The 25,052-nt window shown below is 48.2% G+C and carries 24 protein-coding genes and 1 pseudogene; 7 read left to right on the forward strand and 18 right to left on the reverse strand.

The genetic code is table 11. The annotated features are described in order from the left end of the window. Window positions 1-14: 14 nt before the first annotated feature. Window positions 15-1,463, reverse strand: coding sequence for a carboxyl transferase domain-containing protein (locus tag DWY84_RS08040; protein WP_118532165.1), 1,449 nt, complete (start codon window positions 1,461-1,463; stop codon window positions 15-17). A gap of 155 nt (window positions 1,464-1,618) precedes the next feature. Beyond that, window positions 1,619-2,965, reverse strand: a complete 1,347-nt coding sequence (locus DWY84_RS08045; RefSeq protein ID WP_243024794.1) for a D-alanyl-D-alanine carboxypeptidase family protein — start codon at window positions 2,963-2,965, stop codon at window positions 1,619-1,621. A gap of 115 nt (window positions 2,966-3,080) precedes the next feature. Here DWY84_RS08045 and DWY84_RS08050 point away from each other — a divergent pair, with 115 nt between their 5' ends. From DWY84_RS08050 to DWY84_RS08060, 3 genes are all read left to right on the forward strand, one after another. Next, a complete protein-coding gene (locus tag DWY84_RS08050; RefSeq protein WP_118532167.1) occupies window positions 3,081-4,355 on the forward strand; it encodes a DNA polymerase IV in 1,275 nt (424 codons plus the stop codon). Between the two features lie 4 nt (window positions 4,356-4,359). Further along, the gene (locus tag DWY84_RS08055; protein WP_118532169.1) at window positions 4,360-5,262 is read left to right on the forward strand and encodes an RluA family pseudouridine synthase; all 903 of its coding nucleotides are present in this window, start codon (window positions 4,360-4,362) and stop codon (window positions 5,260-5,262) included. Window positions 5,263-5,381: 119 nt separating this feature from the next. Continuing rightward, window positions 5,382-6,818, forward strand: coding sequence for a DUF1576 domain-containing protein (locus tag DWY84_RS08060; RefSeq protein WP_118532171.1), 1,437 nt, complete (start codon window positions 5,382-5,384; stop codon window positions 6,816-6,818). 55 nt (window positions 6,819-6,873) lie between these two features. Here the strand turns inward: DWY84_RS08060 and DWY84_RS08065 are convergent, their stop codons facing one another. From DWY84_RS08065 to DWY84_RS08080, 4 genes are all read right to left on the reverse strand, one after another. After that, window positions 6,874-8,307 (reverse strand): RsmB/NOP family class I SAM-dependent RNA methyltransferase, encoded by a 1,434-nt coding sequence (locus DWY84_RS08065; protein ID WP_118532173.1) that lies wholly within the window; start codon window positions 8,305-8,307, stop codon window positions 6,874-6,876. A 126-nt stretch (window positions 8,308-8,433) separates the two neighbouring features. Further along, the gene (locus DWY84_RS08070; protein ID WP_118532175.1) at window positions 8,434-8,835 is read right to left on the reverse strand and encodes a DUF6465 family protein; all 402 of its coding nucleotides are present in this window, start codon (window positions 8,833-8,835) and stop codon (window positions 8,434-8,436) included. A gap of 148 nt (window positions 8,836-8,983) precedes the next feature. After that, window positions 8,984-9,292 (reverse strand): AzlD domain-containing protein, encoded by a 309-nt coding sequence (locus DWY84_RS08075; protein WP_118532177.1) that lies wholly within the window; start codon window positions 9,290-9,292, stop codon window positions 8,984-8,986. Beyond that, a complete protein-coding gene (locus tag DWY84_RS08080) occupies window positions 9,282-10,004 on the reverse strand; it encodes an AzlC family ABC transporter permease (RefSeq protein WP_118532179.1) in 723 nt (240 codons plus the stop codon). The genes DWY84_RS08075 and DWY84_RS08080 overlap by 11 nt, the downstream gene beginning before the upstream one ends. Before the next feature lie 185 nt (window positions 10,005-10,189). Here DWY84_RS08080 and DWY84_RS08085 point away from each other — a divergent pair, with 185 nt between their 5' ends. Then, window positions 10,190-11,116 carry a LysR family transcriptional regulator gene (locus DWY84_RS08085; protein ID WP_118532181.1) on the forward strand — a complete coding sequence of 309 codons (927 nt, stop codon included), beginning with the start codon at window positions 10,190-10,192 and terminating at the stop codon, window positions 11,114-11,116. Between the two features lie 25 nt (window positions 11,117-11,141). Here DWY84_RS08085 and DWY84_RS08090 read toward each other — a convergent pair whose 3' ends face one another. The 5 genes and pseudogenes from DWY84_RS08090 to DWY84_RS08110 form a co-directional block, all read right to left on the reverse strand. After that, window positions 11,142-12,233: a M20/M25/M40 family metallo-hydrolase gene (locus DWY84_RS08090; RefSeq protein WP_118532183.1), complete on the reverse strand. Its 1,092-nt coding sequence runs from the start codon at window positions 12,231-12,233 to the stop codon at window positions 11,142-11,144. Between the two features lie 26 nt (window positions 12,234-12,259). Beyond that, window positions 12,260-13,072: a M55 family metallopeptidase gene (locus tag DWY84_RS08095; protein ID WP_118532185.1), complete on the reverse strand. Its 813-nt coding sequence runs from the start codon at window positions 13,070-13,072 to the stop codon at window positions 12,260-12,262. A gap of 124 nt (window positions 13,073-13,196) precedes the next feature. Then, window positions 13,197-13,439 (reverse strand): annotated as a pseudogene (locus DWY84_RS08100) (oligopeptide/dipeptide ABC transporter ATP-binding protein); the annotation flags it as partial. Between the two features lie 223 nt (window positions 13,440-13,662). Beyond that, window positions 13,663-14,757, reverse strand: a complete 1,095-nt coding sequence (locus DWY84_RS08105; protein WP_118532187.1) for a P1 family peptidase — start codon at window positions 14,755-14,757, stop codon at window positions 13,663-13,665. A 19-nt stretch (window positions 14,758-14,776) separates the two neighbouring features. Then, entirely contained in the window at window positions 14,777-15,610 is an 834-nt protein-coding gene (locus tag DWY84_RS08110; protein WP_118532286.1) for an aminotransferase class IV, read from the reverse strand. Window positions 15,611-15,876: 266 nt separating this feature from the next. On the opposite strand from DWY84_RS08110, the gene DWY84_RS08115 reads away from it, so the two are divergent. Then, window positions 15,877-17,088, forward strand: coding sequence for an NADP-dependent isocitrate dehydrogenase (locus tag DWY84_RS08115; RefSeq protein ID WP_118532189.1), 1,212 nt, complete (start codon window positions 15,877-15,879; stop codon window positions 17,086-17,088). Window positions 17,089-17,116: 28 nt separating this feature from the next. Here DWY84_RS08115 and DWY84_RS08120 read toward each other — a convergent pair whose 3' ends face one another. From DWY84_RS08120 to DWY84_RS18065, 3 genes are read right to left on the reverse strand one after another with little or no spacing between them, the layout of a single operon-like run. Then, window positions 17,117-17,668 (reverse strand): chromate transporter, encoded by a 552-nt coding sequence (locus tag DWY84_RS08120; protein ID WP_118532191.1) that lies wholly within the window; start codon window positions 17,666-17,668, stop codon window positions 17,117-17,119. Then, complete coding sequence (locus DWY84_RS08125; protein WP_243024795.1) at window positions 17,649-18,206, reverse strand: chromate transporter; 558 nt, start codon at window positions 18,204-18,206, stop codon at window positions 17,649-17,651. The genes DWY84_RS08120 and DWY84_RS08125 overlap by 20 nt, the downstream gene beginning before the upstream one ends. Continuing rightward, the gene (locus DWY84_RS18065; protein WP_347560779.1) at window positions 18,203-18,325 is read right to left on the reverse strand and encodes a hypothetical protein; all 123 of its coding nucleotides are present in this window, start codon (window positions 18,323-18,325) and stop codon (window positions 18,203-18,205) included. Before DWY84_RS18065 ends, DWY84_RS08125 begins: the two co-directional genes overlap by 4 nt. 372 nt (window positions 18,326-18,697) lie before the next feature. Between DWY84_RS18065 and DWY84_RS17565 the strand changes: the two genes are divergently transcribed. Beyond that, the gene (locus DWY84_RS17565) at window positions 18,698-18,865 is read left to right on the forward strand and encodes a zinc ribbon domain-containing protein (protein WP_347560780.1); all 168 of its coding nucleotides are present in this window, start codon (window positions 18,698-18,700) and stop codon (window positions 18,863-18,865) included. Window positions 18,866-18,877: 12 nt separating this feature from the next. On the opposite strand, the gene DWY84_RS08140 is transcribed toward DWY84_RS17565, so the two are convergent. Then, window positions 18,878-19,519, reverse strand: coding sequence for a TRIC cation channel family protein (locus DWY84_RS08140; protein ID WP_118532193.1), 642 nt, complete (start codon window positions 19,517-19,519; stop codon window positions 18,878-18,880). Between the two features lie 206 nt (window positions 19,520-19,725). On the opposite strand from DWY84_RS08140, the gene DWY84_RS08145 reads away from it, so the two are divergent. Beyond that, the gene (locus DWY84_RS08145) at window positions 19,726-20,391 is read left to right on the forward strand and encodes a hypothetical protein (RefSeq protein WP_178716671.1); all 666 of its coding nucleotides are present in this window, start codon (window positions 19,726-19,728) and stop codon (window positions 20,389-20,391) included. 126 nt (window positions 20,392-20,517) lie between these two features. On the opposite strand, the gene DWY84_RS08150 is transcribed toward DWY84_RS08145, so the two are convergent. The 3 genes from DWY84_RS08150 to DWY84_RS08160 form a co-directional block, all read right to left on the reverse strand. After that, window positions 20,518-21,462 carry a LysR family transcriptional regulator gene (locus DWY84_RS08150; RefSeq protein WP_118532197.1) on the reverse strand — a complete coding sequence of 315 codons (945 nt, stop codon included), beginning with the start codon at window positions 21,460-21,462 and terminating at the stop codon, window positions 20,518-20,520. A gap of 82 nt (window positions 21,463-21,544) precedes the next feature. After that, window positions 21,545-23,818: a hydratase gene (locus tag DWY84_RS08155; protein WP_118532199.1), complete on the reverse strand. Its 2,274-nt coding sequence runs from the start codon at window positions 23,816-23,818 to the stop codon at window positions 21,545-21,547. Window positions 23,819-23,912: 94 nt separating this feature from the next. After that, the gene (locus tag DWY84_RS08160) at window positions 23,913-25,052 is read right to left on the reverse strand and encodes a PrpF domain-containing protein (RefSeq protein ID WP_118532201.1); all 1,140 of its coding nucleotides are present in this window, start codon (window positions 25,050-25,052) and stop codon (window positions 23,913-23,915) included.

Genomic DNA, 25,052 nt, shown 5'->3' on the forward strand with positions numbered 1-25,052 from the left:
TTTGTCACCTCATTCTAAACCGTTCCATGTTTTCTGTCCGGACGATCCTCTCTTTTGGTAAACAGCATCTCGAATGCTGCGATCACACGTTTTCTGGTGTCACATGCCTCGATGATATCGTCTACATATCCTCTCTTTGCCGCTGCAAGTGCGCTGGACTGCATTTCACGATAAGCAGCTGCCTTCTCATTGATGAGTGCAACGGAGTCATCTGCCTTTGCAATTTCGTCTGCGTACATGATCTTAGCTGCAGCGGAAGCATCCATCATGCCGATGGTTGCGTTCGACCATGCATATACCACATCTGCACCGATGGACTTGGAGTTCATGGTCAGGTATGCGGTACCATAAGCCTCGCCGACTACGACGGTTACCTTCGGAACGCTTGCGTTTGCAAAAGCGTAGGTCAGACGGCCTGCGTTCTTTGCGATGCGGCGCTCAGTGCATTTGCATGCCTTGTAGCCCTTTACGTTCACCAGGGTCAGTAACGGAATGTTGAATGCGTCACAGAAGGAAACAAACTTTGCTGCCTTCTCTGCGCCGTTAGCGGAGAGAACTGCATCGAACTCGTCTTCCTTCACACCGTCTGCCGCGTAAACAGCAGTGCGGTTTGCCACGCAGCCCACGGTGGTTCCGTTCAGACGGATAAAGCCGGTTACCATGGACTTGTCATAGTCCTTCTTCACCTCTAAGAAGAAATTGTCATCGGAGATCTGTGCCAGTGCCAGATCGGTTGCTCCTGCATAATTTTCAAGATCGGAGCATACACGGTTTAAATCGTCGGTGCACTCGCTGTAGGACATATCATCCTCGTTGTTGGCCGGAAGGATGGTTACCAGGGAGCGGATCTGGGATAAGATATCCTCTTCGCTGCCGGTGAAGTCCACAAGTCCGGTTTCCTCGCTCTGGAATGCAGCGCTGGAAGTATCGCACTTCTCAACACGGTTTCCATCGATTGCGTTCGGAGAATTTACAAATAATTTTGCGTTCTTCTCTTCCATAAAAATAAAGTCAGACATAGCAGATGCAACTGCCATACCGCCGCCGCAGGTACCAAAGATAGCGGAGATCTGCGGAACTACGCCGGATGCCAGGGTCTGGCTTAAATACATCTCGCCAAAGCCGTTTAAAGCGTCGGTTGCTTCCTGCAGGCGAAGACCTGCACAGTCAACCAGTCCGATGACCGGTGCGCCCATCTTTACTGCCATGGAATAGATGTTGGAAATTTTCTTTGCGTGCATCTCGCCTAAGGAACCGCCCAGTACGGAAGCGTCCTGGCTGTACACATACACAAGGTTTCCTTCGATGGTACCGTAACCGGTGATTACGCCATCTGCCGGAGTCTCCTTAGCAGCCATGTTAAAATCAGTGCTTCTTGCTGTAATGTAAGCGCCAACTTCAACAAAACTGTTCTCATCAAGTAATGCGTTGATTCTGTTACTTGCTGATGTTTGATTACTCATTTTGCAATCCTCCATTTTGAAATATTTGACGATCGCTTTTCCTCCTCTTTTGTATTGTTAAGAGAAAGACAAACTATCGTTTAGTAAATCCAATTTCTGCCGATTATAATAATATAATGTCATCGGATAAAATTCAAGCATTTTTGAATTTTTTTTTACAATTTCAGGAACAGCCAGAAATGGAACATTTTCTCCATGCAGTAAGCCAGATCCCAGGCCGCCGCTTCTTCCTCCGTACGGTACCGGCTCTGCCCGATCAGCTTCTTCCCAAGACGGTAATATACCGCCCCGGCATATTCGCCTGCTTTCACCGGAGCATCCAGCGCCTTTTTCAGATCATATTCCGCCGTCGGCCGTTCTTCTTCTGAAACCAGAAGGCGAAACTCCCGTTCTCCCCCCTGTGTCTCCGAACCCACACAGATCCAGTCTTTATAGGCACCGTTACGCAGAGGGATTCGGACTTGTTTTTCCTCAAATGCAAAATTCCGGTAGAAAAAATGTTCTTTTCCGTAGCGGTAAAGTGTCCGTACATCCTCCCATTTCCAGGTCTTGTGCGGAGGCCAGCCACAGCCAAGCAGTGTGAGGATAAAGGTCCGATCCCCATCAGAAAGCTCCGCCGCGTAACAGTAACCGGCTTCTCCCGTAAAACCGGTCTTTCCGGTCACTGCCTCCTGCGTCATATCCAGAAGCGCATTGTGGTTTCTGCAGGAATAGGTATGTTGTCCTTTCTGGTCGGAAAAGACATGGCTCTTTGCGCGCGTTATTGTTAAAAATTCATCACGTTTTGGTGACTCTTTTGTGCAGTAACGCAGAATTTTTGCCAGTTCTGCTGCTGTTGTGCTGTGGCATACCGTCTCACCATCTGTATTCTGTTCCTTAGCATCCAGTCCGTTTGGTGTCAGAAATGTAGTATCCACGCAGCCAATCTCCTGCGCCTTACGGTTCATGGCCCTGGCAAAGGCCTCAACGCTTCCACTAATATGCTCTGCAATCACCACGGCGGAATCGTTGTGAGACTCCAGCATCAGGGAATATAGAAGATCCTGAAGCTTTAACCGGCTGCCCGCCGGCGCGCCAAGTTTCACTTTTGGCTGCGCTGATGCCTTTTTGGAAACCTCACAGAAATCTTCCGGGTTTCCCAGCTCCAGCGCAAGAATACAGGTCATGATTTTGGTAGTACTGGCCATGGGCCGGATCTGCTGCTCGTCCTTTCCATATAAAATGCGTCCACTGTCCGCGTCCATTAAAACGGCACTCTGGGCATACAGGGAAAGAGCCTGTTCCCTGTTTCCGGTGCCGTCCTGCACTGCTTTTCCTGTTCTCTGCACTGCTTTTCCGATTTCCTGTACCGCTGGCATTCTGCTTTGCGCCATCTGCACATTTCCGTTTGCCAGCCATGTATCCGGCTGAAGCCGTACGCTTCCCCACACCGCGAACCCGATACTGATTCCGGCCATCAGCCCGATCAGACGGTTTTTCTTTCCTGTTCCTTTTCTGTTCAACCTGCACTCCCCACTTTTTTCATCACACACTCTCTCTATCCTATTCTGGTAATTTTTCGGATATTCTGTTATGATAGAAGCCATAGTAAAGCCCTGAAACAGGAGGTCAAATAACATGGAAGCCAGACGGCTGATCTTTCATATTGATGTAAATTCCGCTTTTTTAAGCTGGGAATCCGTATACCGGCTTTCTCTGAATCCGGACGCACAGGATCTCCGGCTGATTCCTTCCGCAGTAGGCGGAGATGTCAGTTCCCGGCATGGCATTATCCTAGCAAAATCCACTCCGGCGAAAAAATCCGGTGTCGTCACAGCAGAAACCATTGCCTCAGCCCTGCGCAAGTGTCCGGAACTCATCATCGTGCCCTCCCGCTTTGATATTTACTCCAGTTATTCCAGACAGATGTTGAACCTGCTTTCCGAATATACCCCGGATATCGAGAAATTCAGCATCGATGAGGCCTTTTTGGACATGACAGAAACCATTCACCTGTTTGGCCGGCCAAACGAAGTAGCGGACCAGATCCGGGAACGGATCCGAAAAGAGCTGAAATTCACCGTCAATGTCGGAATTTCCTGTAACAAGCTGCTGGCCAAAATGGCTTCTGATTTCGAAAAGCCCGATAAAACCAATACGCTCTTCCCCGAGGATGTTCCCACGAAAATGTGGCCGCTCCCGCTGCGCGATCTGCTTTTTGTAGGAAAATCCACAGCAGACAAGATGGCACGGATTGGTCTTCACACCATTGGAGATGCCGCAGCCTGTGACCCTGGTATCCTGAAAGCCCATCTCGGCGAAAAATACGGCATCCAGGTACACCGCTATGCCAACGGCATTGACCATGAACCGGTGGCACCGCCGGATCCCACCAGAAAAGGCTACGGGAACAGCATCACACTCCCCCAGGATGTTTCCGATTTTGATACTGCATGTCAGGTGCTCCTGGCTTTGAGTGAGACGGTAGGAGCCAGGCTCCGGGAAGCAAAAGTCCGTTGCAACAGCGTTACTGTAGAGCTAAAGGACTGGAAATTTGCCTGTCAGTCCCATCAGTGCGTCTTAAAAAGCCCTACCGACTCCACCTCTGTTCTCTATGATACTGCCTGTCAGCTGTTAAAAGAATTCTGGAACAAAACACCGGTACGGCTGATTGGACTGCGCACCACTCAGATTCAGGAAGAGACATTTGAACAGATCAGCCTGTTTGAAGACGAACACGCAAAGAAAATGCGTGCCATGGAAAAAGCAGTGGACGCCATCCGCGGCCGTTATGGCATCGACAGCGTCCAGCGCGCCAGCTTCTTAAAAGAAAACACACTGATTCCTCACGCAGTGAGCCGCCAGAAGCATTTGGGCAAAGCATCCGAACAAACACCAGGAAAGGAATTTTAACATCATGAACCCGATCATCCACCACTCCTACAAAGCCATGGAAAACGGGCGGACCGTCGAGGAGCTGCTGCGCTCACTTGGCTATTCCAAATCCCTGATCAACCGGATTAAACTGACCGACAACGGTCTCCTGATTCACGGTGAGAAAGTCTATACCACACACCACATGCAGCCCGGCGAACGACTTGAGGTAACGCTTCCGCAGGAACCCTCCTCAGAACACATTGTTCCAACGCCCATGTCTCTTTCTATTCTCTATGAGGACGAAGACCTGATGGTCATAAATAAGGCAGCAAATGTTCCCATTCATCCTTCCCAGGGAAACTTTTCCAATTCCCTTGCCAACGGGCTGGCCTGGTATTTTGAACAGAAGCAGCAGACCTTTGTGTTCCGTGCCATCAACCGTCTGGACCGTGACACCACAGGTCTTCTGATTGTTGCTAAAAACGCTCTGAGCAGCTGTATTCTTTCCGATATGGTAAAAAAGCGCCAGATTCACCGTACCTACCTGGCTGCGGTAAACGGAAATCTTTCTGATCAGCCGGAAGGAACCATTGACGTTCCCATAGCCCGGCTCCCAGGATCTACCATTGCACGCATCCCGGACCCGGTACATGGGGAATCCGCAGTCACCCATTACCGGCTGCTCTCCTATCAATCCGGGACGGACACCTCCCTTTTGGAAATCCGTCTCGAAACCGGGCGCACCCACCAGATCCGTGTTCATATGAAATACATCGGACATCCGCTTTACGGGGATTTCCTCTACAATCCGGATTACCGTTTTTTAAACCGCCAGAGCCTGCATTCCTGGAAACTGTCTTTTCTGCACCCTGTTACAAGGGATCCCATGGAGTTTACGGCTGATATTCCGGAAGACATGCAGCAGTTCTTCCATTGCACTTAATTCCGTACAAGTTTCGTTAAGGTTTTATCTTGCAATGAAAAAACTCCTGCTCTATAATTGAGAATCAGAATACTACTCAGGATCAATAAAAACACCAATACATACAGGGGATTTATTTTATGGAAGGGAAAAAACTATCCAACAGCACCCTCATCAACGGAGTGGCTCTTGGTTTCTCTATTGCATTTCTGATTTCATCTCTGGCTGCCGGTATCTACACCAGAGATCTTCACAACATTTTTCACGGCTGGTATCTTATCATGACTTCTCCCAGCCCACTTGTAACTGATTATCTTGAGATTGGCGGCCTGCCAAGTGCCATGCTCAATGCCGGAGCCTGCGGTATGGCCTGCTGGCTCTTTATGGTGGGATTAAAAGGGGAATCCCGCCCAAGCACATTGGCCGGTTATTTTCTTGTAGTAGCTCACTGCTTTTATGGTCTGAATTTTCTGACCATGTGGCCATGCTTTCTGGCACCGTTCCTCTATCTGCACTTAAAGAAGCTGGACTACAAAGGCAACCTGCATGTCTGCATGTTCACGACCTCCTTTGGTCCGTTCATCGGAGAACTGCTCTTCCGCTACACCCAGGATACTTTCGTATTTGGCCACCCAACCCTGACGATAAGCGGAGTGCTTTTAACACTGGCCTTTTCCCTAATGCTCGGCTTCATTGTACCGGCAATCCTGCCGGGTGCCCATGCATGGCACAAGGGCTATAACCTGTACAACGGCGGCCTTGCTTTCGGACTTTTTGGTTTTTTCCTGTTCAACTTCTTCTATAATACAATGGGAATTGACCCATCCTCCAAGCCGACCCGTTTTAATCCGGTCTACGAGCAGTTCGGACACTCCTTTCAGCTTTACGCGAACTGCTTTTTCCTGATCATTTTTGTCATCTGTATTGTAACCGGATTTTTCTTAAACAGCAAAAGCTTTCGCGGATATGAAGAGCTGACCCGCGACACCGGACATCAAAGTGATTTTGCCACCAAATATGGCATGCCGCTCTGTCTCATCAATATCGGCACAGTTGGGCTGTTCTTTCTGTTTTACCTGGATATTATCATGATCTACACGGAAGGAGCTGGCTTTACCGGTGCCACCATCGGCGTAATCCTTGCGGCTCTGACCTTTACCTGTATGGGACAGCATCCAAAAAATATCTGGCCAATCCTTGCGGGATACCAGCTGCTTTACCTGTTCACCCTGGCCATTTGCTACCTCAATGGCCGGGAGATCAGCTGGACCATCACGACCCAGGGATACATAAACGGCGTAGCTTTCGCCACCGGCCTGTGTCCGATTTCCGGTCGTTATGGCAGACGTGCAGGCATTGTGGCAGGTTTTATGTGCGCTTCCATGTGCACAGCAACCAGCGCCCTTCACGGCGGTCTGGTGCTTTATAACGGAGGATTTACCAGTGGTATCACGGCGCTTATCCTTCTGCCGATTCTGGAACATTACATTCCAAAAACCAGAGACTTCATGAACAACAAAAAGCTGAACAAAGAAGAGATGATCGCAATCGTTGAGACCTTCAAAACCCACGACTGACCATGTCGTACGATCGTTACCGTCTGGCTTAGATAAAAGGGCTTCGCACACAGGTTTAACCCTGTATGCGGAGCCCTTTTGGATAATGGTTCTTCACGGTTCCGGAGACTGCTTTTCCCCAGCCCAGAGGATAACCCTCTATGCAGACTAAGGTCCATCCAGACAGATCCGACGGTCCATTTACCGTATTTCCTTTTAGATAAGCCAGAATCTGTGCATCATCCCGTTCAAGCTTTAAAACTGATGCGGCCTGCTCCGGCTTCAGGTAATGAGAAAGCGCATGAGACGGCTCAAACCGTTTAGTCTTGAATGCCCCGAGATGCAATCCCGGACGAAGGACACGCAGACGGTCCAGCGCCGGTGTTCCCTCCGGCAGCTGATACAACTGGTCTCCAAACAGGATCAGACGATCCAGGCCAGCTTCCAGTGCGTCATGTCCGGCCTTTGTCAGCGATTTTTTTAAAAATTCCTCCAAATAGGAACGGCCAGCCTTCTCATTCCAGTATTTCGGTATTTTTCGCTTTCGGTCATCTTCTGCCGCCCAGGTTGCTTCCTTGCGCAGCAGCGCCAGATAGTGTCCCTCTCCCTCTGACTTATGGGGCCAGATACGGAACGTGTACCTGAGGTCCGGATTCTGATCCTGACTCCATTCCGGACACCCACAAGACAACCCCTCCGGATATTCTCCCGCTTCCAGGCGTAGAATGGAAAACTCCGGATGGCGTTTCAGAAAGCTGGAAATACCGTCTTCATCCTCCTCCGGCGCAAAGGTACAGGTAGAATACACCATTCTTCCGCCGGGCTTTAACATCTCTGCCGCGTTGTCCAGAATTTCCTGCTGGCGTTCTGCGCAGAGCTTTACGTTTGCCTCACTCCACTCGTTTCTTGCCTGTTCGTCTTTTCGGAACATACCTTCGCCAGAGCAGGGCGCATCCACTACTATGCAGTCAAAAAAATCCGGGAAAAATCTGGCCAAACTGCCAGAATCCTCGTTGGTTACAATGGCATTGCCAATCCCCATACGTTCCACATTCTGGGACAGGATTTTCGCCCGGGCCGGATGAATCTCATTGCTGACCAAAAGCCCGCAGCCTTCCAGGCGTGACGCAATATGGGTGGTTTTGCCGCCTGGAGCCGCACACAGATCCAGTACTTTTTCTCCCGGTTTCGGCTCCAGCAGGGATACCACAGCCATGGCGCTCGGCTCCTGAATATAATAGGCTCCGGCTTCATGATATGGATGACGGCCCGGACGGCTTTCCTGCGCATAATATAAACCTTCTCTGCACCAGGAAACCGGACGCAGGGAAAATGCTGCCTGGTTTTTTTCGGCAAATTCTGCTGCTGGAACCTTCAGGGTATTTACCCTGAGTCCTAGCGCCCGTTCTTTTTCATAACTGGCAAGAAATGCATCACATTCGTCTCCCAGCATATCTTTCATTCTTGCCACAAATGCATCTGGCAGTCTCCAGGTTTCCTGCTGTCCCATCCGTGTCTCTCCTTTAGCTTTCTGAATTACATATTATTTTTCTTATAATAACAAATGAGTGAGGCCTTGAAACAAAGCCCCACTCCACTCTTTACAAAGTGTACAGATACAACTGAGATTCCTGAATTATAAGGTTACCTTATAATCGTCAGAACCTTCTCCGTTTACTACATAGTAAGCAACATTTTCTTCCGGTTTTACATAAACTTCAATGGTTTTGATCTCTGCGCCCTTATGAGCTTCCGCATATGCCTTCACTGCCTTGTCCAGAACGTCTTTTGCAACGATCTGCTTGCCAGCGAATTCAATGTATACGCAAGCCTTCGGGTCTGCCTTCTTTGCAGGAGCTTTCTTAGCTGGTGCTTTCTTGGTGGTCTCGACTGGCTTTGCTGCCGGTGCCTCAACAACTGCCTTTACCGGAGTTTCTGCCTTAACCTCTGCTGCAGTAGTCTTAACTTCTGCCTTTACGGTCTCAGTCTTCGGTGCTGCTTTTGCTGCTGCTTTAGCTGCGCTTCTTCTTGTTGCCATAGTTCTTATCCTCCTCATTCGATTCCAAATATGGATTGCTCCCCATCGCCCGCTTTAGGACAGACGATGAGGGAATTATAAATCTGTTTCCCGTTTTTGTCAATGTTTTCCAACGGTTTCCCGTGAGTGAAGTCCGGTTGTTTTCGTTTTAGTGCAGGATCATTTCCGCAATATAAACGACCACACATGCACCGATGGAGACCCGGAACAGATTGCCGTCAATCCAGGCCAGGATCACGCCTGCCGCAAAGCCAGCCAGTCCAGTAATCCGGTTTCCCGTTGCGGACAGGATAGATGGGAATGTCATGACGGACAAACTGACATATGGCACATAATACAGAAAAGACTGGATAAACGGATTTTTGATTTCCTTTCGAATCAATGTCAGCGGGAGAGCCCGCACAGCGTAGATTGTCAGGAACATCACCAGAATAGACGCGTAAATATTATGATTCATGCTGTTCCTCCTTTACCGGGAACAATACCGCTGCAGCCGCTGAAATCAGCACGGTCAGCAGGATGATCTGAAATCCCGATGAAATATTTTTAAGCCCTGGAAGGCTCTGAAATAAAAAGCTTACCGCCATAGATACCACAACCACCGCGGCAATGATCTTATCCTTTCTTGCCGGCGGAACAACCACTGCAAGGAACATGCCGTAAATGGCCACACTCATGGCACTCATAACCGGCACCGGAAGAATCATGCCTACTACTGCACCAAGGAATGTACCAAGCACCCAGCCCGGAGCCGCCACACTGGCTGCTCCGTACTGGTAAAAGGGATTCAGTTTTCCCGGAACAGCCATGGAAATTCCAAAGATTTCATCCGTTACTGCATAAGACATAAAAATACGGTGAAGAAACGGCCGGTTCTGCTGTACCTTCTGGGACAGCGCACTGGACATCAGCAGATACCGCATGTTGATGACCACAGTAGTGATGATCATCTCCATAAATCCGGCACCCGACGCGATCATACTAATAGCCGCAAACTCTCCAGCCGATGCCAGCATCAGTGCAGACATCAGAGACGACTGCAGTGCATTCATTCCCGCCTTTCCTGCTGTAATGCCAAGGGTAAAAGCTACGGCAAAGTACCCAAGTCCAATGGGAACTCCGTCGCGCATTCCCGCAAGAAAACTTGTTTTATTGTCTTGTTGTTCCATTGTAAAACCCCTTCTCAATTGTAAAATCCTGGTTTCTTCTGCAAAACCTGTTTCATTCTATCTCAGTCCATGAAGCAAGTCAAGCTGCAGTTCATGTGCTACGCGGCGGCCTTTGTGTTTTTTCCGGTTTTGTATTATAATCCTTTTATCATGCAGTGCAGAAACCATGCAGAAAAGAGGATTCCATGACTACGAAAGAACTTCTCTATGTTAAAACCGTGGCCGATGAAAAAAACATTTCGAAGGCTGCGAAAAAACTTTTTATCGCACAGCCATCTTTAAGCCAGTCCATCCAGCGAATTGAAGAATCTGTTGGAACGGAGCTGTTCAACCGCACATCCGGCGGCCTGACCATGACCTTTGCCGGTGAGCGCTACTACCATATGGCGGTTCAGGTTTTAAAACTATATCAGGACTTTGAGATGGAAATCAGCGATATTAACAACTTAAAGACCGGACGCATCCACCTTGGTACTACCAACCATCTGGGGACTCTGGTGCTCCCTAAGGTCCTTCCCCGCTTTCACGAACTCTGCGCCAATATCGAGCTGAATATCAGTGAAGAAAACACGACTATACTGGAACAGCTTCTTCTGTCCGGGGAGTTGGACTTCGCCCTGATGCATGCGCCCTCTGATCCGGCGCAGCACCCTCAGTTTCACTATGACATCATGAAGCGGGATCCCTTTGTCCTGGCCATCGCGCCAGACCACCCGTTAACCGCCCTGGCTGAAATCCGGGAAGGATACCCATACCCAGTTCTGGACATCCGCCTTGCGGCAAAAGAGCCATTTTTAATGCTTCACACTTCCCAGCGTATCCGCCAGATTACCGACAACGTACTGCGCCGGGCCGGAATCACACGGCCGCGCATTTCCATGACGCTGCGCAACTTTGAGACCACACAGCTTCTGGCCGCCAAAGGCATGGGCCTGGCTTTGATTCCGCTGGAATATTCGCGTATTTCCCCTTCGGATTTCCAACCATCCCTCCTCTGCATCGACAAAAAATATCATGCCTACTGGGACACCTGCATTGCCACTCTAAAAGACGGCTTTCTGTCAAAAGCAGACCAGCTCTTCATCCGCATCGCAAAGGAAGAGCTGGCCTGAACAGGTCTTTTATTCAGTTTCGTAATTACAGCACATCCTGTCGCATAATATGACGGATACGCTCTTCATTTAATCCGCGGATGACCTCAACTGCCATTTTGATAGTAGATTCGATGTCTTCCTTTGCGCAGAAGTTGTAGTGGGTGTGCACATAACGGGACGGGATGCCCAGAACCAGAACCGGAACTGCCTGATGCGTCAGATGAATTTTACCTGCATTGGTGCTGCCGCCGCGTCTCACCGCATCCTGGCATTTGATTCCGTATTTGTCAGCGATCTCATGGGCATAAGCCATAAACGCGTCATTGGCCACATAGCTGTTGTCCATATGACGGATCTGCACACCCTTCTTTAAGCAGCCCTGGGCTACACCGGTACGGTAATAGAAATCGTCTGCCGGAGATCCCTCAAACACAATAGCAAGATCCGGCTTTACCTGCTGTGCAGTGACGGTTGCGCCGCGCATGCCAACCTCCTCCTGGGAAGCAAAGGCACCGACAACATCCACGGCCAGGCTCTCTGTCTCCTTCATCAGGGCTTTCATGGTCTCAATGATGCAGACACAGCCAAGACGGTTATCAAACGCCTTTCCGGAACAGATGCCGTGTTTTTCATCATAGGAGAAGGTCACATCCGGCATGATCGGATCGCCGACGTGGATTCCGTAATCCTCTTCGATCTCCTGTCTGCTGCTGGCTCCGACATCCACCTTTAATTCCTCGATCGTCAGGGAATTGTCGGCCTTCTGGGCTGCCGTTAAGAAATGTACCGGCTTGGATGTAATGATTCCCTTGATTTTTTCGCCTTTACTATTGCGCACAATGACACTGTGGGCCGGAAGGCTGGTCATATGAAATCCGCCCAGGGTGATGATGCTGAGAAGTCCGTTATCCTCCACGTTCTGGACCATAAAGCCGCATTCATCGGTATGCGCATCCAGCATAAACACCGGGCGGTTTCCCTTTGCGTCCGGCATCGTCGCATATACATTATACATCGCGTCGTTTCTTAAATTCAGCCCCTCGCAATGCTTCTGTACTGCTTTTACAACCTCTTCCTCAAAACCGCTCGGGCCGAAAGCGTTGGTTAAATCCTCAATTGTCTTTAAATCTGCCATGGTTCATATCCTCCCTGTATGTTCTTCTAATATACCACAAATGAATGAGCTGTCACAATATCCATCCAGTTTTTGCTGGTAAGACGGTTGGTGCGCGCGTCTACCGCCTCCATGCCCGGATAAAAGGACATCTGGTAAGCTTTTTTCAGATCCTTGTAGTTTACCTCATAAGTGAACTGCTCCGGAAGCGTGACTCTGCATGCAGCAAGCTTTGCCTCTACATCACCGGAAAGCACTTCTGTGACAGAAGCTTTCAGATCTGCGATCACAGTCTTTGGTGATACATTCCAGGCACTTCCGCCCACACCCTTCTTGGAAGACACCGTCGTGATCTGCGGAACCAGCTCCTTTGAGAGCTCACAGATGCGCTCGTCACCGGATAAGAAGAGCACCGGAACACCATACATGGCCGCCGTATAAGTGTTCAGCATGAATTCGCTCATCCGTTTTCCGTTTAACTCAATAAAATTGCTGGCCCCCGTGGAGGTATGGCTCAGCGGACTTCCCGGATCGCCGGCCGGTGCATGGTATCCTATATAAAATACTGCATCGAATGCCTCATCAAGACCATACATCATGTTGATGGGATGACCGCTCTTTCCACGGATCAGGGTGACATGCTCCGGCATGGCCATCACATCAATGTTCGTGGCATCTCCGTGTCCGTCCTTTACTACGATCTCATCCACACCAGCAGCCAGAGCTGCCTCGCAGACAGCCACGACCTCATCGGTCATCTGCTTTGCGTATTTCTGGTAAGCCGGTTCGTCTTTGTGGGTTTCATAATTGAGGGTTGTTCCGGCACAGCCTTCAATATCCGCACTGATAAACAGTTTCATTGTTCGTGCCTCTCTTTTTATGAAAATTTTAATTGCGTTTTTTCAAAAGGCGGCAAAAGAGCCGGTTCATGGCATCTAGTCATGAAACCGGCTCCTCTGCCATGTAATTGCTATTCTGACTGCATTACTGATGAATCACTGCGTTCTCCGCAGCTTTCGCGTTCTTCTTCGCTTCCTCGGTGTCGTACAGATGGCAGTATACAAAATGATCGTCACCTACCTGGTACTTCTGCGGAGCCTCCGTTTTGCAGCGCTCCATGCACTTCGGGCAGCGGGTGTGGAATTTACATCCACTCGGCGGATTCAGTGCAGAGGGGATATTGCCCTCCAGAATGATCCGGTCTTTCTTTGCCTTCGGGTCCGGGATACGGTCTTGGAATCCAGTGGCACCCGGAAGCCATGCTGGTGGCATCCGATGATATGCTTCCGGTCTTTACCGGACTGATCGAAGCAGCGAAAAAAGCCGCTGACAAATAATCCTGCTCAAATACATTCAACGCCAGAAGCGGACTGCAGGCAGAGAAATCGTTTCTCTCATCCTGCAATCCGCTTTTTCTATACAGTTTCTGTTGATTGTCTGAACGAATTTGTTACTGTTTCGGATCCTGGTCTTCAAGATACTCCGCCAGACTGTAATAAAGTTCTCCTGCCAGTCCGCGGGTCCGCTCTGCTGCTGTCATGGAATTTAAGATTGCTTCCTGCTCTGCCTCCGCAGCAGCAAGAAATGCCCGGTTGATCACATGCTCCGGAATCGCCTGAATCTGCAGCAGTTTCTCTTCTGTGCCGGATGGAATCCGGTTTTCTGTGGTAAATCCGATCATGACCTCGCCGCTTCCGTGACCGGTATATCCGCCGGTGCGGGCAATGCCAACGCCGGTTCTCCGAAGAATCCGTTTTAACTGGCGGCTGGTCAGCGGAAGGTCCGTGGCCAGAATACTCATGATGGAGCCCTTGTCTTCTTCCGATGCCGCCATATCGTCTTTTTCCTGCTTCCAGTCCAGAATCTTCGCTCCAACAGCCTCTCCGTTTAACACAAAATCCTCTGTTGCGCCAAAATTGGACTGAACCAAGACACCAATGGTGTATTCTTTCTCTCCGATCCGGATCACACGGGACGCAGACCCAATCCCGCCTTTCATGCCATAGCAGATGGTTCCGGTTCCGGCCCCAACAGCTCCTTCTTCAAAGTCATCTGCAACAGACGCAAACGCCTGGCGTACTTCAGCCGCCCCCACAGCCCGCTTTTGAATCCGATTGATGCGGCTATCATTACATTCACCCACCACTGGATTGATGCTCATGGGTTCCAGACCGTCTTTTTCGCACTGTTCCACCACAATATCCACCATAACATCCCACACTTTTCCTACATTTAAGGTATTGGTCAGGGCAATGGGCGTTTCCAATGTGCCAAGTTCTTCTATCTGCACCAGGCCGGCACTTTTGCCAAACCCGTTATGAACATAGGCGGCTGCGGTGTATTTCTTCGCAAAGGCATTGTCCTCTCCTGGAAGAATCACGGTCACCCCGGTATGATTTTCTTCTGTTTTTATGGTACAGTGCCCGACCTTCACACCAGGCACATCCGTAATCTTATTTCGTTTTCCAGTCTCCAGGCGTCCTGGCACAATGCCAAAATCCCGAATTCGTTTTTTCTCCACGTTATCTTCCTCTCTTCTTTCCATTCTGGACCGCCACGACAGATTATTTTCCAATCTCATTGAAATATTGGTCGCGCAGCTTCTGTATCAGTTCCGGATTCTTCATGCCGACTGCCCTTTTGTTTAACTCCATAGCCCGCATGCTCGGATGACTGGTACTGGTCACCAGGATCTCATCTGCCGTGTAAAGCTCCTCCAGGGTAAATGCTCGCTCCTCCACCGGAATCCCCAGCTCAACGCACCAGCGGATGATGTGTTTTCTCTCTGTGCCAGGAAGAATCAGATTGTCCAGCGGATGTGTAATAAACACACCATCCTTTACCATGGAAATATTGGAATGAGAACACTCCGTTACATAGCCGTCCCGGACAAAGACCGTCTCATTGCAGCCTGCCTCGGATGCCTGCTGGGCTGCCATCACATTGGGGATCAGATTTAAAGTCTTGATGTTGCAATGGTAGAAACGGGTATCAGGAATACTGATGAGACGATATTCATCGGACATCTGTACGCCGTTCCACGGTTTGCTGTATACATACAGATTACTGGAAACGCCCTCCCCTGGGAAGAGATGGTTACGCGGAGAGGTTCCTCTGGTCGCCTGCCAGTAAAGGAACTGGCAGCTGCTCTCTAACTTCTGCACCAGATCCGTCAGAAGCGCGCCGACTTCTTCTTTTGTATAGGGAAGCTCAATGCGAAGCATGGCTGCACTGTTAAACATGCGGTCCAGATGATCCTGCAGAGCAAAGATCTTATGGTCAAATACCATGGCCGCTTCGTAAATTCCATCTCCGAAGTAGAATCCACGATCATTAGCCGGAATCATCATATCGTCAATCGCTGTAATCTTTCCGTTATAATAAGCAAGGTCCCTCATCTTATCCATATTCTTCTCCTTATCTTCCGGTTCATGGCCGCTTTGCTGCTGCTTCATTCTCCAGCAGTACAGATTGCGCGGTCATGAAGTCCGTAGGTGTCTTTGCTGTAAGTAGTATACAATGTGAATTTTTAAAAGTAAATAGCTGTGCTGAACTGTAACTGAGATTTTGCAAAAGATTGGTCAGTCACATTTTCAAAATCAGTCTATTGTGATAAACTAGGGAAAGAACAATCAACTGTCCAGAACCCAGAGGAGGAAAGATTATGGAAAAAATCAAAATGACTACACCGCTTGTCGAGATGGACGGCGACGAGATGGCTGCAATCCTGTGGAAAGAAACCAAGGAAAAACTGATTCTGCCTTTTGTAGATCTCATGGTCGAGTATTATAACTTAAGCATCCGCAACCGTGACTTCACCGATGACCAGGTTACAATCGACTCCGCCAATGCCGCCAACAAATACGGTGTTGCCGTCAAATGCGCCACCATCACGCCAAACCTGGAGCGCATGCAGGAATATCAGTTGAAAAAAATGTGGAAGAGCCCGAACGCTACCATCCGCTCCATCATGGACGGTACCGTGTTCCGTGCACCGATCCTGATCAAAGGCATTGAACCCTATATCAAAACCTGGACGAAACCCATCACCCTGGCCCGCCATGCATATGGCGATCTCTACCGTGCTTCCGAAATGAAGATTGACCAGCCGGGCAAATGTGAACTGGTTTTCACTGCTGAAGACGGGACGGAAACAAGAGAGCTCATCCATAATTTTACCACGCCTGGTGTTGTCCAGGGCATCCATAACCTGGATTCTTCCATCCAGAGCTTTGCCCGCTGCTGCATGTCCTATGCACTGGATGTAAAGCAGGATCTGATCTTTTCCGCAAAGGACACGATCTCAAAGGTCTATGACCGTAATTTCCGTGAAATTTTCAAAGATGTTTTCATGAATGAATTTATGGAAGACTTTGAGAAGGCCGGTATTTCCTATCAGTACTGTCTGATCGACGATGCAGTGTCCCGTGCCGTAAAAAATCAGGGCGGCTATGTCTGGGCCTGCCAGAACTATGACGGCGATGTTATGAGTGATATGCTGGCTACCGCCTATGGTTCCGCAGCTATGATGACCTCTGTGCTGGTATCTCCAAACGGCAATTATGAGTACGAGGCTGCTCACGGAACCGTGCGCCGTCACTACTACCGCTACCTGGAAGGCGGTGTTGCATCTACCAACCCGCTTGCCATCATTATGGCCTGGGCCAGCGCTCTGGAAAAACGCGGCGAGCTGGATCAGAACAAAGAGCTGGAAACCTTTGGCCGCCAGTTAAAAGAAGCAGCAGTCAGAACCGTAGAAGACGGCATTATGACTGCTGATCTGAAAAAAGTGACCACGATTAAAAATCCGCATGTTGTTACCGGACTTGTATTCATTGCCACTGTCCAGGAACGGCTGATGAAGCTTCGCGGTTAATCTCTAAAAATGCATATAGGGCTTCTCATCAACCGATGAGAAGCCCTAATATTGCCGCAATCAATATTGTCTTAGGAATGGATATATTTTTTTGAAGCAGTAAATATAATGAAACCAGTGCAATTAATATCTGATTCCAATGAATGGTAGAAAACCACATGCTTCCGGCTTCTCTCCAGTAAGTTGTTATTCCAAGCGTCACTGCTGCCGCCGCCAGCATACCAAGACTTACAGGACGCACGCCCCGTAACGCGCTCTCCAACCATGGATTTCCATTTAATTGAAAGATAAATCCTGCAGCAGCCATGCTCAATGTAAGGGATGGCATCATAACTCCAAAACTTGCAGACAGCGCTCCTGGAATTCCAGCAGTTCGCAAACCAACAAAGGTTGCGCAGTTTATCCCTAAAGACCCTGGTGTCATTTCTGCCACTGCAACAATATCAATTACTTCCGCTGCAGTCATCCAGCCATGCGATAAAACCTCATCATTAATGACTGGTACCATCGTTGTTCCGCCAAAACTACAGAATCCTATTCTCATAAATGAAAGAAACAGTTCAAGATACAGTTCCATCATTTTTCCCCTTCCAAATGAGCATACCTAGAATCAGTGAAACTGCTACAAGCAACAGCTTGTTAATTCCAGTCATAACGCATAAAATGAATGAAGCAAAAACAAGCAGCCATGATACCTTACTGTGGATTGCTGTTTTTTTCAGGCGCAGACAGGCACTTATGATAATCGGAACTACTACACTTCGCACACCATTTAAAATTTTTATTACATAGATATTATCACGAAGAGATGCATAGAAATACGTAACAACCGCAATCGCAAGCAACGCGGGGGCAGACAGACCAAAAGCCGCTGCCACTGCACCACTGACACCATTCATTGCAAAACCGCAAAAAACAGACATATTAATGATCATAATTCCTGGAAATGATTTTGCCAAAGACATATAATCTGCAATCTGTTCTTCTGTCATCCATCCTCTCCGATCTACAAATTCTGCCTGCATTTGTGCAATAATGCTCCAACCACCGCCAAATGTAAATGCGCCGATTTTAAACATTAGCAAAAATATTATGACAAGTCGTTGTATTTTTTTCATACTCTGTTCCTTCCGACCGAGCTCAGCAGAAAACTCTCCGTCTTTTCATCTGTACACCAGACACTGTACAGCGCGGCGCTTTCTGTGGTCATTACATCAATCGCCATCCGGTATTCCATACTTATATTGGAAATACCATCTCCAACAAATTATAAAATCTTATTCTTAATAAAAATCATTTTGAAACGTTGCCGCAATCAAAGCAAGCGCAATATCTTGAGGACCAACACCTGGTCTTGGAGCACCCGTCAATTTGACTGCCAGAACGAGAGGAAATGCGATATATTTGTTAGTTATAATTATATGGCATACATTTCTTTAAGTAAAATACATAATCTGGTATAGCATCCATATGGTTTTTCTATAGTAAAAAGCATTTCACCATGAGCCTCATAATATCAGCACAAACATTCAGGCCATTAACCTCTTACCATTTACTTTTGAAATTTTCAAGGAAAAAATATTAGTATCAAAATAAAAATACAAAAGATTTGTCAGTAAGGAGTTGGATCTGCCCAAGTTGTGGTGCAGAACATGACAGAGATATCAATGCAGCAAAAACATATTGGCAGAAGGATTACGGCAAATTTCCATACCGGCGCAGCATCAGGTCTGTTTTTTCGAATCACATGTCCCTTTTTCAGCATAATGGTATATAAATATCATAACCTTTATTCAATCCGCGGCAGATTCCACCGATAATGCATAGCCAGAAAACGCACGATCACGACCGCAGAGGCCCCCACCATCATAGCCGTCAGATTTCCAAGTGTACTTTTTGTATAGACACACACCAGGGCTCCGATGATGGAAGCGCAGGCATAAATATGCTTTGTCAGAATATACGGTTTCTCCTGCGCCATCACATCTCTCAGCAGACCTCCGCCCACTCCGGTGATCACGCCGACAAACACCAGCAAAAACAATTGATGATACCCGGCATTCCAGGCTGTATTAATGCCGACCACCGTAAAAATTCCGAGACCGATCGCGTCAGAAATATTCATCAGCAGATCGTAAAGCTGTCCGATACGCCCGTCCAGAAGATTTCTCCGGATATAAAGAAGAGCAAACAGTCCCAGTGAAACCATCACAGCCACAATGGTATAAATCGGCCTGCGGAACATTCCCGGAGGAATGATACCAAGCGTCACATCACGGATTGCTCCGCCCCCTACTGAAGTTGTCACTCCAAGAACACAGACCCCGAAGAGGTCCATTTTTTTACGGATACCAAGCATGGCACCCGATGCGGCAAACGCCACCGTCCCCATCATTTCCATAATGAAAATGATCAAATCTGAATAATTCATGATTGAAACCCCCGCCTTCTCTCCATTTATTTTTTTATCTTATCATGATTTCTGCATTCTCACAAGAACACAAAAAAAGACTTATATCTGAAATCATCATCAAAAAAAATGAGATAAAAGTGTACATCAAAGCCCTTGACCCTGGAACAGTTCCAGGGTTTATAATAAATAGTAAAAAAGAAGAACAATCTGGAGGTTTTCTAAAGATGAGAAAGAATCACAAGATAAAAGCAGCACTCTTTGCAGGGCTTGCAGGAACCATGCTGTTTGGAAGCTGCATGACCGCCTATGCAGCCGGAGTGACCAAAGCTAACGGAAAGCTTTACTACTATCAGGCAGACGGTTCCCTGGCCAACGGCCTGATCCACGACACCGCTTCCGACAAATATTACTATGCGCTCTCCGATGGCAGCCTTGTAACAGGCTGGCTCCATCTGGATCAGGATTACTATTATATGAGTGATGATGGCTCCCTGTGGACCGGCTGGAGAACTATCTCCGGCTCCCGCTACTACTTCTATCCGGAATCCGGCAAATGCGCACTGAACGTGGCTATGCCAATCGGAGACAGCTGGTACTTATTCGGAACCGACGGCAAGATGCAGACCGGTTTCCAGAATGTCAACGGAAACACCTACTACTTTGATCCGTCTACCGGTGTCATGTATGCAGGAACCACCCGCACCATCAACGGTATTTCCTACACCTTCAATGCAAACGGAACCTGTACCCCCCATGTGGATACCGCAAACTCCTTCACCATTGGTGATGAGGCAAATAACCAGAACAAAAAACCAAACAGCCAGACCACACAGGAAACCAGAACCGAAGGCGGTTCCCGTGTTGTAACTGCCGGTTCCAGCAGATATTAGATTCCGATAGAAAAGCAACCGTGCAGGAACGGCTTATGGCACTGTACAAATAACAAAATATCGAATTACAGTCAAACAGGAGGCTAATCAAACGAATGATTAGCCTCCTGTTCCATTCAGATCATCTTATAAATTGAATTTTTGTTTCATCAGATCGATCAGGAAACGCTCTGCCCGCCCGAGATACATATCCTCCTTGTACACTGCATTGACACTCCAGAATTCTGGTGTCACTGAGAAATCATAACAATTGAAACGCTCCATTCCCCCAAGCGCATCAATTGCCCGTTGCGGAACAATTGCCACTCCCAATCCCGCTGCGGCCAGTTGAACTGCTGAAATACAACTGGATAGTTCTATCATAATCTTCGGATCAATGCCATATTGCCGCAACACAAGATCTGTCTTTTTACGGATTGCATGACCTTTTTTCAACATAACAAATGGAAGGCTTGACATTTTACTCAGATTCACACACCTGTTTTTCCTCTTACCTTCTGTCAGATTCGACACACATGACTCATCCAGAAACATGTCTTCTGTAAGCATACTTTCTTCCGCCACCAGCAGAAGCTGCTCCCGATAAATAGGTTCTGCTTTCAGTCCGACCGGAAGTTCTCCCTGGCTGCGTGGAATTACATAAAAGCTGATATCATCCCGCAGAATTGCCTGAAGAAGTTCATCGGACTTTGCCTCCATCACCTGCAATTCAATTTCAGGATACTGCTTCTTAAATTCCGGTATTACTGCAGGAAGCATATAACCAGCCCGTTCGGTTGGCATACCAAAATTAATGCGGCCTTTCTCACCAAGTCCTGCATCGATCAATTCCTTTCGCAGATTATCACTCATGAGCAGAATCTTTCTTGCTGTCTCCACATATTTCTCTCCAGCATATGTGATCGTGAGAGGCGAAGTTCCACGATCGAATAATTTCACGCCAACATCCTGCTCTACCTTAGAGACAATGTGGCTCAGGGAAGGCTGTGATATATAAAGCTTGCGTGCCGCAGCCGTGATACTGCGGCAATCCGCAACCGTTGTGATATAGAGCATTTCGCGAAAATCCATACAATTCCTCCTGACGTACAAGGTTCTTCCCTGTCTTATCGGCTATATTATATCTATTTTTTTAGATTTTCGCAATGTTTGCTTAGCTTCGGTAATAATTGATCAGACAGCCGGATAACAAAATTTTTCTCTCATCCTCTGTTAAAGTATCTAATGTACAGGAAATTTCTTTTTTTACATCGCCGGTTACCGCATCCAACAGCTGCACCTTTACCGTATTTTTGCATTCCGAAATGACCTGTTCAACATCCCGGACGAGCAGATAGCTTCCAACCGGGATTTCCAGCTTTTCTTCTGTTCGCAGAGGGAGAAGCCCCCAGTTGATCAGATTGGAACGGTAGCGCTTGGTTGCGTATTCATTTGCCAGATTCGCAAATCCGCCCAAAACTTTCTGAGAGCTTGCTGCCTGTTCTCTGGAAGATCCATCTCCAATCTTGTCACTGACCATCAAGCCTCCAAAGGTAATGTCCGGAGCCGGGCAGCCGACTGTTTTTGTGAGTTTTTCAAGCAGAGCATCAAATTCCGCATCTCCTGTCTGCACTGGACGTGCCTGTCCGCTTGCAAACTGTTCTCTCCGCTTTGTTTCCAGTGACCGGATTGCTTTCGCACGCCCTACATAATCCGGATCACGGCTGATCATGGTATATTCCGAAATTTTTTCCGGATTTGACCGGAACGATGACGCCTCACCGGACGGAATCAGTTCATCGGTAGTAACCGAACCATGATAAGAGCCTGCTGTCTTTAACAGTAAATGCTTTGTCAATGGCTGCATCTTCGGCCAGTCTGCGATATTTGGCCCCATCGTCAGTTCTACGTTATCGTCACCCTTTTCGAAATTGTTAAATACCTGATTCTCATAAATTTTTGCATCGAAATGGTGCTTCAGAGTTCTGTATTCTACATCCAGATCGGTTGCTGCCGTCAGTTTTCCGCCGTTTCTTACCGTAGCTGCAATGGAACGGGCATCCATCAGGCAGGAGCAGGCCATCTGTCCCTGACCAGGTTTCGAACCTTCCCGGTTTGGGTAATTTCGGGTCATATGGCGAATGCTGACCTGATTGTTGGCCGGAACATCCGTAACTCCGAAGCACGGACCACAGATGCAGGGGCGTAAGGTTGCCCCGGAAACTGCAAGCTCTCCGGCAATCCCCTGTTCCATCAGATCTGCCATAACAGGAAGGCTGGCTGGGTTGATGCCAAGATTCAGGCCACTTCCCGGAATTCCATAACCTTTTAAAATATCTGCCATGGCAACGATGTTTTCAAACAAACCACCACTGCATCCGCTGACCAGTGCCTGATCTACATAAAACGCTCCGTCCCGCATATGGGACTGAATGGAAAACGGTTCTCCGTGCTTTCCTTTGATCTTGTTTCCGGCTTCTTCCACTTCACGGATCACTTCCGGCATCCGCTCCTTAAATTCACGGATCGGCATTGCATTGCTCGGATGGAACGGCAGTGCAATCATACATTCTACACTGGAAAGATCAATCTCGATCAGTCCATCATAGTACGCCCCTGTCTCCGGCTGCATTTTGCGGTAAGCGTCACCGCGTCCGTGACCTACCAGAAATTCTTCTGTCTTTTCATCAGTACACCAGATACTGGAAAGTGCTGCACTCTCGGTTGTCATGACATCAATTCCCATTCGGTATTCCATGCTCAGATTGAATACCCCGTCTCCGACAAACTCCAATACCTTATTCTTATTAAAGTTATTCTGGAAGGTTGCCGCAATCAGGGCAAGCGCTACATCCTGCGGTCCTACACCAGGTCTTGGCGTTCCGGTGAGCTTCACAGCCAGAACCGGCGGATAAGCAATATCATAAGTACGGCCAAGCAGTTGTTTCGCTACTTCACCGCCGCCTTCTCCAATTCCCATTGTGCCAAGTGCACCATAGCGGGAATGACTGTCCGAACCAAGGATCATTCTGCCGCCGCCTGCCATCATCTCACGCATATACTGATGAAGCACCGCCCGGTATGGCGGGACAAAAATACCGCCATATTTTTTCGCGTTTCCAAGGCCGAATACATGATCATCCTCATTGATCGTTCCCCCCACCGCACAGAACGTATGGTGGCAGTTTGATAATACATACGGCACTGGGAACCTTTTAATCCCGCTCGCTCTTGCTGTCTGCAGAATGTTTACATAGTTGTTATCCGGCGATACTAATGCATCAAACTTCAATTGAAGCTGATCCATATTATCACTGTGATTATGTGATTTTAATACCTGGTAAGCCATCGTCTTCGTTTTTCCTTCGGCCTGCAATGCTGCATCTTCTGTTGCAGAAAAACTGCCATCAGCAGAAAGCATAACTCCATGATTTGTTAAGGTTACCATTTCCTCATCCTCCAATTTTGGTTAAAAAGCTGCCGCAAAATGCTATTTTGCACATTTTGCGGCATTTTCATTTATCTGGAAAAGCTAACAATTTCTATTTTCGGATATACAGAGTTCCATCCATAATACGACGTGCAGTTCTCTGAACACCTACACTCGGCAATTTCAGTTCTCCGTTTTCCTCTTTCAGTTCCGGAACCATGGTCATGATTCCACTCGGATGTCCAATGCGCACACGTTCTGTAGTGCCAGTGCTGAGGAGTACTTTTTCTACCACAGACCCCTTCATCGCTGCTGCTACACTGATTGCACTTGCAGAAGTCAAAGGACACGCTTTATGGCACTTAAATACAGAAATCACTCTTGCACATACATCCATATCTTCTGCATGGACCTCTGCTCCGGAAATGTCAGTATAAGACTTCGGAACAGTCACAAATCCAACCTTCGGTACCGCCGGGCTGTTTTCTGTAGCATCTTTTAAATCTTTTGCAAATCCCATTTTGCAGCACGCAACACCACGAATCTTTTCTAACAGGTCAGATACCTCTTTATTTCCATTCACTTCTTCCGGAAGCTCTGTTCCTGTCATACCGATATCTTCTGCCTTTACCAGAACCATTGGATTGGATACATCCAAAATCGTTGCCTCGATTGGGCCAAATCCAGGAATATCTAATGTTTCCACACAAGTTCCAGTTGGAAGCAGTTTACCGGTTTTTGCTCCTGCAGGATTTAAAAACTTCACGTTCAGCTCCGCAGCTGTTCCGTCTACACCGGCAATCGCACAATTTCCCTTCTGTGCAAAGGTCTTTGTCTCCGGATCGATCGGGACCGTCACATCGATGTATTTGTCGGTATTGCGGTTTAACATATGAACCGTGGTCACTGGCTCAGTGATGGACACCAGTCCCTCCTCTACCGCATAGGGGCCAACTGCAGCAGTCATGTTGCCGCAGTTGGATTTATAATCCACCTGGCTCTTGCCGACAATAACCTGGCCTACCAGATACTCCACATCGATGCCAGGCTCCTCACTTTTCCACACAATGACGATCTTATTATTGGAAGAGACGGTTCCGCCCATGCCATCGATCTGCTTCGGATCCGGGTTGCCCATGGTCTGAAGGAAAATGCTGTCCCACTCCTCCCGGTTCTCTGGAAGGTCCTCTTTATGGAACATGCAGCCCTTGCTGGTGCCGCCGCGCATAAATACAGTTTTAAATGTTCTCAT

This window comes from Clostridium sp. AF27-2AA (assembly GCF_003478505.1).
Lineage (GTDB): Bacteria > Bacillota > Clostridia > Lachnospirales > Lachnospiraceae > Brotaphodocola.